This window comes from Streptomyces purpurogeneiscleroticus (assembly GCF_020024005.1).
GTDB lineage: Bacteria > Actinomycetota > Actinomycetes > Streptomycetales > Streptomycetaceae > Streptomyces > Streptomyces purpurogeneiscleroticus.
In genome coordinates this window covers 16,546-28,046 of sequence record NZ_NHSG01000415.1, presented here as the reverse complement: position 1 = coordinate 28,046, position 11,501 = coordinate 16,546, and the positions used below count along the sequence as shown (strand labels likewise).

Sequence of the window (11,501 nt, the reverse complement as noted above, 5' to 3'; positions counted from 1 at the left end):
CAACGGTGGCGACAACGGCATCGGTGGCGGCAACGGCGGCGACGACAGCACCGGTGGCGGCAACAGCGTCGGCGGCGGCAACGGTGGCGACGACAGCACCGGCGGCGGCGACAACGGCGCCACCGGCGGCAGCACCACTGGCGGCGACGTCAGCGGTGGCGACGACGGCACCGGTACCGACAACGAGGGCACCAAGCCGATCGAGCAGCCGGGCGACTCGAAGGAAGACATCGCCAACACGCCCGGTCAGGCCCAGGACACGCCCCAGGGCGGTCAGCAGCAGGCCGGTGGCGAGCTGGCCGAAACCGGTTCGTCCGGTACGACCTTCCTGCTGATCGGTGCGGCGACGATGATCGCCGGTGGCATCGGCTTCCGCATGATGCCGCGCCTGATCAACAAGGGCGGCGCCGCCGCGGCCTGAGGCCCCGGCGCGGCACCGTAAAACGTGCCGCAGCAGCGTGACGTACAGCAGAGGGCCCGGCGCGTATCCCGCGCCGGGCCCTCTTGCGCAGCTGTCTCATTTGCGTCTGCGTTCAGTCCGGATCTGCCTCGTCGGCGTAAGCGATCTCTGTATGTGATCTCGCTGGATCAGCCGGGGGTCAAGCCACCCGTCGCCAGCAGGCCCACCGCTATCAGCGCCACCAGCAGCACCACGAGGGTCGCCGGGCTGACCTGCGCGAAGAGCCCGGTCAGGCCGCTCTGCTGCTGCAGCCGCTCCCTGCTGGCCCGGCACACCGGGCAGCGGCCCTCGCTCACGGGGGCCGCGCAGTTGGCGCACACCAGTCGGTCGTACGTCATGCGACCTCCTTCTCACCAGCTCCAACGCGCGGGCCGGCGCATTGGTTCCCTCTTCTACTGTGCCAGCTCGCCGGTCTCTCGGCGCGCCTACCGGAATCCTCGCAGCGCACGGCATATTCAGGCCGCCCGCGGGCCCTCGGCCGGAGCCGGAATGTGCTCGTTTTGTCCCCGTAGGTGCCGTGAATAAACGCACCAAGACAGGACGCCGACTGCGCCGCGCCGCGTGGTTCGCGTATGGTCACGCTCACCGACGGGAACCGCAACTCGGCAACCCGTGCCCCTACCCAGGTCGACCGTGGTGCATCAGTGATCCGATTCGACAACGTCTCCAAGACCTACCCGAAGCAGAACCGCCCCGCGCTCAGGGACGTCTCGCTCGAGATCGAACGAGGCGAGTTCGTCTTCCTGGTGGGCTCCTCGGGCTCCGGCAAGTCCACCTTCCTGCGGTTGCTCCTGCGCGAGGAGCGGGCCAGCCACGGTGCGGTGCACGTACTGGGCAAGGACCTCGGGAAGCTGTCCAACTGGAAGGTCCCGCAGATGCGGCGCCAGATCGGCACCGTCTTCCAGGACTTCCGGCTGCTCCCGAACAAGACCGTCGGGCAGAACGTCGCGTTCGCCCTGGAGGTCATCGGCAAGCCGCGCGGCCAGATCCGCAAGACCGTCCCCGAGGTGCTCGACCTCGTCGGCCTGGGCGGCAAGGAAGACCGGATGCCGGGCGAGCTGTCCGGTGGTGAGCAGCAGCGCGTGGCGATCGCCCGGGCGTTCGTCAACCGCCCGATGCTGCTGATCGCCGACGAGCCGACCGGCAACCTCGACCCGCAGACCTCGGTCGGCATCATGAAGCTGCTGGACCGGATCAACCGCACCGGCACGACGGTGGTCATGGCGACCCATGACCAGCAGATCGTCGACCAGATGCGCAAGCGGGTCATGGAACTAGAAAAGGGCCGGCTCGTACGCGACCAGTCGCGCGGCGTGTACGGCTACCAGCACTAAGCGTGTACGGCCCCCAGTACTGAAAGGACGCCATGCGCGCCCAGTTCGTCCTGTCGGAGATCGGCGTCGGTCTCCGCCGAAACCTCACGATGACCTTCGCCGTCATCGTCTCCGTGGCTCTCTCGCTCGGCCTCTTCGGCGCCTCGCTGCTGATGCGCGACCAGGTCAGCACGATGAAGGGCTACTGGTACGACAAGGTCAACGTCTCCATCTTCTTCTGCAACAAGAACGACGCCGACTCCGGCACCAACTGCGCCAAGGGCGCGGCCACCACGCAGCAGAAGAACGACATCCGGGCCGAGCTGAACCGGCTGCCGATCGTCGAGAAGGTGCAGTACGAGTCCAGCGACCAGGCGTACAAGCACTACAAGGAGCAGTTCGGCGACACGCCCGTCGCCGGCCTGGTCACCCCCGACCAGCTGCCCGAGTCCTTCCGGGTCAAGCTGAAGGACCCGACGAAGTTCGCGGTCATCAAATCGGCCTTCAGCGAGCGGCCCGGCGTCCAGGAGGTCCAGGACCAACGGGACACGGTGGAGCCGCTGTTCAACCTGCTCAACGGCATGAATATCGCCGCGCTCTGCGTGATGGGGCTGATGCTTGTCGTTGCGCTGTTGCTGATCGTCAACACCGTACGGGTGTCGGCGTTCAGCAGGCGGCGGGAGACCGGGATCATGCGCCTGGTGGGCGCGTCCAGCTTCTACATCCAGATGCCGTTCATCCTGGAGGCCGCGATCGCCGGCCTGATCGGCGCCGCGTTCGCGTGTGTCCTGATCGTCGGCGGCAAGTTCATCCTCGTGAACAACTGGCTGGCGGAGAAGATCCAAGTGATCAACTTCATCGGCTGGGACTCCGTGGTGGCGGTACTCCCATTGGTCCTGCTCATCGGTCTTCTGATGCCGGCGCTCGCCGCGTTTTTCGCGCTCCGCAAGTATCTGAAGGTGTGAGTTATGCCAAGAGCGCCGTACGGGCAACTGCCCGTACGGCGCTTCTTTCTGGCCTAGACTCACCGGCATGTCGGGCCGATTGCACTTTGTCCGGCCCCGCCGCATCCGCCGCGGGGCGGCCCTGACGTTGGTCTTCGCGAGCGTGCTCGGCACGGGCGCGGCCGCCGGCACCTGGAGCGGCGAAGGCCGAGAAGGGACCGAGCGCCGGATACCGGTACGTACCGTCGCCGACGACCGCTCCGCCGCGGACGGCACGGCCGACCGCGAGGCCGTCGAGGAAGCCGCCAACGAGGCGCTCAAGGCCGGCAAGTCCGGCAGCCAGGCCGCCGCCGACGTGGTCAGCCGCAGCGGCGACCGCTGGTCGACGATCTACACCGCGGGCGAGTACGAGGACTTCAGACAGCAGCTCGACGGCGAGTACGTCGGCGTCGGCCTGTGGCTGCGCCGGTCCGAGGGCGGTCACGTCCGGGTCTCCCGCGTCCGCCCCGACAGCCCCGCGGCACGGGCCGGCATCGCGCCGGGTGACGCGCTCCTCGCCGTCGACGGCCACCCCACCCGGCACCGCCCGGTCACCGAGGTCGTGGCCCGGCTGCGCGGCGACGCCGGTGACAAGCCGCGCACCCAGGCCGCCGCGGCCCCCGGTACGCCCGTCGCACTCCAGCTCCAGCGCGCGGACCTGCGCCGGTCCGTGACGCTGCACCGCGCCCGGCTGCGCACGGCGAACGTCACGGTCGAGCGGCCCGCCGCGCCCGGGGGCATGACCCGGATCAAGGTCGAGGCGTTCGCCAAGGGCACCGGCGAGGAGGTGCGCGAGGCGGTCCGCTCGGCGCCGCCCGGCGGCGTCCTGCTGGACCTGCGCGGCAACACCGGCGGCCTGGTGGCGGAGGCGGTCACGGCGGCCGCCGCGTTCCTCGACGGCGGCCTGGTCGCCACGTACGACGTGCGCGGCAGCCAGCGCGCGCTCTACGCCGACCGCGGCCGGGCCACGAAGTCGCCGCTGGTCGTCCTGGTCGACGGCGGCACGATGAGCGCGGGCGAGCTGCTGGCGGGGGCGCTGCAGGACCGCGGCCGGGCCGTGGTGATCGGCTCGCCGACCTTCGGCAAGGGCTCGGTCCAGATGCCCAGCAAGCTCCCGGACGGCTCGGTCGCCGAGCTGACCGTCGGCCACTACCGCACGCCGTCGGGGCGCGGCGTCGACGGCCGCGGCATCACCCCCGACATCCCCGCCGACGACCGGGCGGAGAGCCGGGCCAGGACAGTAATGAGTGGCCTCGGAGGCGGGTCGTAGTGCGAAAATGGCCGCACTATGGCTAAGGCGAACGCGAAGACGAAGGCGAAGCGGCAGGCCGCGGAGGCCGGGCGCAAGCTCATTGCGCAGCACAAGAAGGCGCGGCACGACTACCTCATCATCGACACCTACGAGTGCGGCCTCGTGCTCTCGGGCACGGAGGTGAAGTCGCTGCGGCAGGGGCGGGCTTCGCTCGTGGACGGCTTCGTGCAGATCGACGGCGGCGAGGCGTGGCTGCACAACGTGCACATCCCCGAGTACGCCCAGGGCACGTGGACGAACCACGCGGCGCGCCGCAAGCGGAAGCTGCTGCTGCACCGCGAGGAGATCGACAAGCTGGCGTCGAAGTCCCAGGAGACGGGCCACACGATCGTCCCGCTCCAGCTGTACTTCCTGAAGGGCCGCGCGAAGGTCGAGATCGCGCTGGCCAAGGGCAAGAAGGAGTACGACAAGCGGCAGACCCTGCGCGAGCAGCAGGACCGCCGCGAGGCGGACCGCGCGATCTCGGCGGTGCGCCGGCGGCAGCGGGCCTGACCTGCGGCTAAAGCCCGGCGAAAGCCCCTGGGAATATGCTGGCACGGTGCCACGTTGTTCCCGTACGATGGCACCTGTACCCCGCAGGACGGGGTGCTCGGACTCCGCGCAAGCGGGGCCCATATTTGAAAAATCAACATGGGGATGATCGGTTTCGACAGCGGATGTCGAAGCAGGGGAAGCGAGCCGAGGAAGCGGCAATGATCTCGTTAACCATATGTCGCAACCAATAATCGCCAACACCAAGCGCGATTCCTTCGCCCTCGCTGCCTAAGTAGCGACCTGCGAAGTGTCAGCCCGGGGATGATCCCGACCCGGATCCTGGCATCAGCTAGGGGTCTTATCCACTGAGCCCGGTCACGGGGTTCTGTGGAGACATCAAACAGTGACTGAGCCCGTCGGAGACTTGTCCGCGTGATCTCCGGGGCCGAGAAAATCGCAGCGGACTGCGCTCGGAGAAGCCCTGATTCTGCACCGTTGGACGCGGGTTCGATTCCCGCCATCTCCACCGAACGGAGGCCCCGGCCTCCGGACATCCCATGTGGGCAGGAGCCCCGCCGCCGTCAGGCAGCGGGGCTCTTGTCATGCCGGGCCATGGCGCGGCCGCCGTATGTGGCGGCTCGCGCCATATCGGGGCGCGCTGTCCGCTTCTACCGTCCTCGGGCATGTACAAGACAATCAAAGGTGCGCTGAGCGCCCTCCTCGCGGCCGTGCTGGCCGCGCTCTTCCTGCCCGCGAGCGCCGCCCACGCGGCCGCCGGCACCATCGAGGAAGTCACCGGCTTCGGCAGCAACCCCGGGGCGCTGCGGATGTACCGCTATGTGCCCGAGGGGCTGCCCGCCGGCCGCCCCGTAGTCGTCGCGCTGCACGGCTGTACCCAGAACGCCGCCACGTACGGCAGGCAGAGCGGCTGGACCGAGCTCGCCGATCGCTGGGGGTTCTCCCTGGTGCTGCCGGGCCAGACCAGCGCCAACAACCTCAACAACTGCTTCAACTGGTTCCAGGCGGGCGACATCGAGCGCGGCCGGGGCGAGGCCGCCTCCATCCAGCAGATGACCGCCCGTCAGCTCGCCGACGCCGGCGGCTCCCGGGCGTACGTCACCGGGCTGTCGGCCGGCGGCGGCATGACGGCGGTCATGATGGCCGCGTATCCGGAGACGTACGCGGCGGGCGGCGTGGTCGCGGGCCTCCCGTACGGCTGCGCGCAGGCGGCGGGCTCGCCGTACGTCTGCATGTACGTGGGCGCCGCGCAGACGCCCGCGCAGTGGGGCGACCGGGTACGGGCCCAGAATCCCGGATACACCGGTCCCTGGCCCCGGCTCACGGTCTTCCAGGGCACGTCCGACACCACCGTCAAGCCGGTGAACATGGCCGACCTCGTCGAGCAGTGGACGAACGTGCACGGCACCGACCAGACCCCGGAGGCCAGGGACACGGTGGGCGGCTATCCGCACGCGGTGTACCGGGACGCGGCGGGCGCCGTGGCCGTGGAGACGTACGAAATCACCGGCATGGGGCACGGGCAGCCGCTGGACCCCGGTACCGGCCCCGCGCAGTGCGGCACGGCCGGTGCCTACATGCTCGATGTGAACCTCTGCGCCGCGTACGAGATGGGGCAGGGCTGGGGCCTGGGCGGCTGAGCTCGCCGCCCAGGCCCCGCCCGGCTCACCGGAAGGCGGCCGTCTCACCGGAAAGCGCGGAAGAACTCCCGCAGGTCGTCCAGCAGCAGGTCCGGCACCTCCAGGCCCGGGAAGTGGCCGCCGCGCGGGTACTCCGTCCAGCGCACCACCGCGTCCGACCGGTCCGCGAGATGGCGCACCGGGAGGGCGAGGTCGGCGGGGAGGACCGCGACGGCGGTCGGGGTGGTGGACGGCACCGTGTTCCCGCCCCAGCCCGCGCCGGAGTGCATCGCCTCGTAGTACAGGCGCGCCGAGGACGTGGCGGTGCCGGTGAGCCAGTAGAGCATCACGTTGGTCAGGAGGCGGTCGCGGCCGACCGCCTCCTCGGGCGTGTCCCGGCAGTCGGTCCACGCCTTGAACTTCTCGGTGATCCAGGCGAGCTGGCCCACGGGGGAGTCGGTGAGCGCGTACCCGAGGGTCTGCGGACGGGTGGACTGCAGGATGCCGTAGCCCATCTCCTCCTTCTGGACCTGCGCGCGCCGCTCCAGAGAGGCGTGCACCTCGGCGAGCTGGTCTTCGAGGAGGCCCGCGCGCTCCTCCTCGGTGGGCTCGGTGGTGGCCACGGCCGAGGGCAGCAGCGTCAGATGGACCGCGGCCACCGCCTCCGGGTGCAGCCGGCCCCACTCGCGGGCGATCATCGCGCCCCAGTCGCCGCCGTGCACCCCGTACCGCGCGTACCCCAGCCGCCGCATCAGTTCGGCGAAGGCGGCGGCCATGCGCTGGACGCCCCAGCCGGGCTGCCGGGGCGGCGGGGAGAAGGCGTAACCGGGCAGGGAGGGCGCGACGACGTCGTAACCGGCCTCGGTGAGCGGCCCGATGAGGTCGAGGAACTCGACGACCGAGCCGGGCCAGCCGTGCAGCAGGACCAGGGGCAGCGCGTCCGGGGCGCCGGAGCGGACGTGGAGGAAGTGCACGGTCGTACCGTCGATGACGGTGGTGAACTGCGGAACGCCGTTGAGCTCGGCCTCGTGCTTCCGCCAGTCGTACCGGTCGCACCAGTAGGCGGTGAGGTCCTTGAGGTACTCCAGCGGCACGCCCTGGCTCCAGCCGACGCCCGGCAGCTCATCGGGCCAGCGGGTGCGGGCGAGGCGTTCGCGCAGGTCGGTGAGGTCGGCGTCGGGGATGTCGATACGGAACGGGGAGACGGCGGCGCCGGTTTCGGTGTGCGATCGGTCAGCGGTCATGGGGCCGACGCTAGGGGGTGACGCGGACAGTGCGCGGCCCCGGCGCGGCATCAGCTCCGCCGGGGCGCCCGGCGCCGTCCCAGCAGCGCCACGGCCGCCGCCAGCGCCGCCGCGGCCGCCGGGACGGCGTATCCGGAGCCGTCCGGGCCCAGGTGGTCCGTGGCCCAGCCGCCCGCTGCCGAGCCGGTCGCGATGCCGGCCAGCAGGGCGGTCACGGCGAGCGTCAGGCCCTCGTTGACCTGGCCGGCGGGCGTGAGGGCCTGTACCCGGCCCATGCCGGTGACCATGGTCGGCGCGGTCGCCATCCCGGCCACGAGCAGGGCGCACGCCAGCACCGCGAGGCTGCCGCTCGCCGCCCCGAGGAGCGGCAGCAGCATCAGGACCGCCATGGCCGCCACACAGCCCGTGAAGCGCGCCGAGGGCCGCCGGACGGGCGGCAGCAACCCGTACAGCAGGCCCGCTGCGCACGATCCGGCCGCCTGCAGCGCCAGGATGCCGCCCGCCGCCGCCCGGACGCCGTGCCCGTCGGCGAAGCCGATCGTGACGACCTCCAGGGAGCCGAACACCGCGCCCGTGCAGAGGAAGGTCAGCAGGAGCGGCGGCAGGCCGGGGCGGCGCAACGGAGAGCGGGCGCTGTCCTTACGGAGCGCGGGCGGCGGCTCCGTAGTGCGCTGCGCGGCGAACAGCAGCACGCCCGTCAGCAGCAGCGCGGCCCCGGTGAGCGTGCCCGCCTCCGGGAACAGCGCCGTGCACAGGAAGGCCGCGAGCACCGGGCCGAGCACGAAGCACGCCTCGTCCGCCGCCTGTTCGAAGGAGTTCGCGGTGTGCAGGGCGCGCGGATCGGTGCGGAAGAGGTGTGCCCAGCGGGCGCGGGACATGCCGCCGGTGTTGGGTGTGGTGGCCGTGCAGAGGTACGCGGCGAAGAGCGTCCAGGCGGGCGCGTCGAGCCGTACGCACAGCACGAGGGCGAGCGAGCCGGCCACCGCGAGCAGCGCGGCGGGCGGCGCGACTCTGGCCTGCCCGTACCGGTCGACCAGCCGCGCGGTCCACGGCGCGACGACGGCGGTCGCCGCGAGCCCCACGGCGGTCACGGCCCCGGCCAGCGCGTACGAGCCGCGCGACCCGGCGATCATCAGTACCGCGCTGACGCTGAACATGCCCATGGGGAGCCGCGCCATCAGGTTGGCCGCGGTGAAGGCCCGGGTGCCGGGCACGGCGAAGATCCGGGCGTACGGGCGCAGGAACGGCAGCCGTACCGGGCGCCGGGGACGGGCGGGAATGGGCGAAGCGGTCACGGGCCGGGCGGCGAGGAAGAGGATCACCCCTTCACGGTCGGGCCAGTGGCCCGAGACCGTCCAACACCTGTTCCCCACGCATTCACCGTCTTCCGTTGTCAATTCGTTGTCCCCCGGGCCGCCGTCCCGCCACTTCACCTTTGTCACCATGGGCGCGTGCCCCACGACATAGAGCCGCGACTGCTGAGGGCCTTCACGGCCGTCGCCGACGAGCTGCACTTCACCCGTGCCGCCGCCCGTCTGTACGTCGCCCAGCAGGCCCTCAGCCGGGACATCCGCCGCCTGGAGCGCGATCTCGGCACGGTGCTGTTCCTGCGCACCACCCGCCAGGTGCGTCTCACCCCCGAGGGCGAGCGGCTGCTCCCGTATGCGCAGCGCGTGCTGGCCGCGCACGACGAGCTGTGCGCGGCGTTCCACGAAGGCGCGGGGCACGAGCGCCCGCTGCTCGTCGATGTCGGCGCGCCCGTGGGGACCGCGCACCGGGTGCTGGAGCGGGCCCGCGCGGCGGCGCCCGCCCTGGAGCTCGCCGCGCGCTTCCACAGCGGCCTGACCGGCGCCGCCGAAGGGCTGCTGACGGGCGGCCTGGACGTGTCCTTCGGGCGGGTCGCGGGGCTGCCGCGCGGCGTGCGGACCCGGCTGGCCCACCACCCGGTGCGGTACGAGCCGATGGCCGTCCTGCTGCCCGAGGAGCACCCGCTGGCCGCACGCGCGGCCGTGCCCGTGGACGCGCTCGCGGGGGAGACGCTGTACACGGGGGCGGGCAACGCGCACACCGCGGAGTGGACCTCCCTGGCGGCGCGCCTCTTCGAAGGGCGCGGCATCCGGGCGGCGGCGCCGTACCCGGAGATCGACGGCCCGGCCGAATTCCTCCGCGTCGTACGGAAGCGCGGCTGGTCCGTACTGGCCAGCGTCGAGTTCATCGAGGTGCCCGGGATGGTGCTGCGGCCCCTCGTGGACCCCGTACCGCTGTCCCCGGTGTCGGTGGTCTGGCGCCGGGGGCTGCGCCACCCGGGGCTGGACGCGCTGCTGGCCGCGGCGCGCGAGCTGGGCGCGGCCGGCGGCTGGCTGGCCCGCCCCGAAGGCGCCTGGCTGCCGCCCGAGGACGCCCGGCTGATGGCGGCGTGAGCGCCGCGCAGCGTGCCCCGGCCGGTACTCACCGTGGCCCGCGGCCCCGGGTGAGCGCGATATTGCGTCGGTGACACCTGGCGGCACCGCGGTGAAACGCACCGTCCCTAGCTTCGAACCGGGAGAATCGAGAGCTGGGAGGCGCGATGACAGCGGCACGCAAGGGCAAGCGGTGGATCGAGGAGTGGGATCCCGAGGACGAGGCGTTCTGGGCGGCCAAGGGGGAGCGGATCGCACGGCGGAACCTGTGGTTCTCCGTGCTGTCCGAGCACATCGGGTTCTCCGTGTGGAGCCTGTGGTCGGTGATGGTGCTCTTCATGGGGCCCGAGTACGGGCTGGACCCGGCGGACAAGTTCTTCCTGGTGGCCGTGCCGACGCTGGTCGGCGGCGTGCTGCGGGTGCCGTACACCTTCGCGGTGGCGAAGTTCGGGGGCCGGAACTGGACAATCATCAGCGCGCTGATGCTGCTGGTGCCGACCACCGCCGCGTGGCTGGTGATGGAGCCGGGGACGTCGTACCTCACGTTCATCCTGGTGGCGTCGCTCGCGGGTGTCGGTGGGGGGAACTTCGCCTCGTCGATGACCAACATCAACTCCTTCTATCCGCTCAGGAAGAAGGGCTGGGCGCTCGGGCTGAACGCCGGCGGAGGGAACATCGGTGTGCCGGTGATCCAGCTGGTGGGGCTGCTGGTCATCGGGACGGCGGGCGCCGCCTCGCCGCACATCGTGCTGGGGATCTACATCCCGCTCGCGGTGGTCTCCGCGGTGCTGTGCGCGCTGTTCATGGACAATCTCGCGCCGGTGAAGAACGACACGGGTGCCGCCAAGGACGCGGCCCGCGACCCGCACACCTGGATCATGTCGGTGCTGTACATCGGAACGTTCGGGTCGTTCATCGGGTACAGCTTCGCCTTCGGGCTCGTCCTGCAGAACCAGTTCGCGCAGACGCCGCTGCAGGCGGCCTCGCTCACGTTCATCGGGCCGCTGCTCGGCTCGCTGATCCGGCCCGTGGGCGGCAAGCTCGCCGACCGCTTCGGCGGCGCGCGCATCAGCCTGTGGAACTACGCCGCCATGGGTGCCGCGACCCTCGTCGTGATCTACGCGTCGGCGCAGAAGTCGCTGCCGGTCTTTCTCGTCGGGTTCATCGCGCTGTTCGTGCTGAGCGGGCTGGGCAATGGGTCGACGTTCAAGATGATTCCGGGGATCTTCCAGGCGAAGGCGGCACGTAAGGGGCTGACCGGTGAGGCGGCCGCTTCGTACGGGCGGCGGCTCTCGGGGGCCTCGATGGGGCTGATCGGCGCAGTCGGCGCGCTCGGCGGGCTCGCGATCAACCTCGCCTTCCGGCAGGCGTTCATGACGGCCGGTTCCGGCACCCCCGCCTTCGTGTCCTTCCTCGTCTACTACGCCCTGTGCCTGGCCGTGACCTGGGCCGTATACCTCCGGCGCCCGGCACCGGAGCCGCACTCGCGCACCGAAGAGGCGCAGCGCCCGGCATACGCGGAGGTGTGATCCGCAGTACCCGAGGAGTGGCCCCGGCGGGAACGCCCGGGGCCTCCCGGGCGTAACACTGGGGAAATAACGGTGAACCCGGGTCGTCACGGACCCTTGGCAGCATCAGGAAGCCATCCGGTCCGCCGGTCCGCCCCGGGACGGGCGGCC

General features: G+C 71.3%; 10 protein-coding genes, 1 other RNA gene and 1 pseudogene. 9 read left to right on the top strand and 3 right to left on the bottom strand.

The annotated features are described in order from the left end of the window. Positions 1-421 (top strand): annotated as a pseudogene (locus tag CCS38_RS30720) (hypothetical protein); the annotation flags it as partial. 167 nt (positions 422-588) lie between these two features. On the opposite strand, the gene CCS38_RS30715 reads toward CCS38_RS30720, so the two are convergent. Next, positions 589-798, bottom strand: coding sequence for a hypothetical protein (locus CCS38_RS30715; protein ID WP_223736600.1), 210 nt, complete (start codon positions 796-798; stop codon positions 589-591). A 306-nt stretch (positions 799-1,104) separates the two neighbouring features. On the opposite strand from CCS38_RS30715, the gene ftsE reads away from it, so the two are divergent. The 6 genes from ftsE to CCS38_RS30685 all read left to right on the top strand — a co-directional run bounded on the left by ftsE (position 1,105) and on the right by CCS38_RS30685 (position 6,200). Beyond that, positions 1,105-1,794 carry a cell division ATP-binding protein FtsE gene (ftsE, locus tag CCS38_RS30710; protein WP_030614506.1) on the top strand — a complete coding sequence of 230 codons (690 nt, stop codon included), beginning with the start codon at positions 1,105-1,107 and terminating at the stop codon, positions 1,792-1,794. A gap of 32 nt (positions 1,795-1,826) precedes the next feature. Next, the gene (ftsX, locus tag CCS38_RS30705; protein WP_223736599.1) at positions 1,827-2,738 is read left to right on the top strand and encodes a permease-like cell division protein FtsX; all 912 of its coding nucleotides are present in this window, start codon (positions 1,827-1,829) and stop codon (positions 2,736-2,738) included. A gap of 67 nt (positions 2,739-2,805) precedes the next feature. After that, the gene (locus CCS38_RS30700) at positions 2,806-4,026 is read left to right on the top strand and encodes a S41 family peptidase (protein ID WP_223736598.1); all 1,221 of its coding nucleotides are present in this window, start codon (positions 2,806-2,808) and stop codon (positions 4,024-4,026) included. 18 nt (positions 4,027-4,044) lie between these two features. Beyond that, positions 4,045-4,560 carry an SsrA-binding protein SmpB gene (smpB, locus tag CCS38_RS30695; RefSeq protein WP_030250378.1) on the top strand — a complete coding sequence of 172 codons (516 nt, stop codon included), beginning with the start codon at positions 4,045-4,047 and terminating at the stop codon, positions 4,558-4,560. 140 nt (positions 4,561-4,700) lie between these two features. Beyond that, positions 4,701-5,071, top strand: a transfer-messenger RNA (tmRNA) gene (ssrA, locus tag CCS38_RS30690). A gap of 154 nt (positions 5,072-5,225) precedes the next feature. Then, the gene (locus CCS38_RS30685) at positions 5,226-6,200 is read left to right on the top strand and encodes an extracellular catalytic domain type 1 short-chain-length polyhydroxyalkanoate depolymerase (protein WP_223736597.1); all 975 of its coding nucleotides are present in this window, start codon (positions 5,226-5,228) and stop codon (positions 6,198-6,200) included. A 44-nt stretch (positions 6,201-6,244) separates the two neighbouring features. Here the strand turns inward: CCS38_RS30685 and CCS38_RS30680 are convergent, their stop codons facing one another. Both CCS38_RS30680 and CCS38_RS30675 read right to left on the bottom strand, forming a co-directional pair. Then, positions 6,245-7,423 carry an epoxide hydrolase family protein gene (locus CCS38_RS30680; RefSeq protein WP_223736596.1) on the bottom strand — a complete coding sequence of 393 codons (1,179 nt, stop codon included), beginning with the start codon at positions 7,421-7,423 and terminating at the stop codon, positions 6,245-6,247. Between the two features lie 50 nt (positions 7,424-7,473). Then, the gene (locus CCS38_RS30675; RefSeq protein WP_372457172.1) at positions 7,474-8,745 is read right to left on the bottom strand and encodes an MFS transporter; all 1,272 of its coding nucleotides are present in this window, start codon (positions 8,743-8,745) and stop codon (positions 7,474-7,476) included. Between the two features lie 129 nt (positions 8,746-8,874). Between CCS38_RS30675 and CCS38_RS30670 the strand changes: the two genes are divergently transcribed. Both CCS38_RS30670 and CCS38_RS30665 read left to right on the top strand, forming a co-directional pair. Then, a complete protein-coding gene (locus CCS38_RS30670; protein ID WP_223736595.1) occupies positions 8,875-9,843 on the top strand; it encodes a LysR family transcriptional regulator in 969 nt (322 codons plus the stop codon). Positions 9,844-9,989: 146 nt separating this feature from the next. Continuing rightward, positions 9,990-11,351 (top strand): nitrate/nitrite transporter, encoded by a 1,362-nt coding sequence (locus tag CCS38_RS30665; RefSeq protein WP_223736594.1) that lies wholly within the window; start codon positions 9,990-9,992, stop codon positions 11,349-11,351. Positions 11,352-11,501 lie beyond the last annotated feature (150 nt).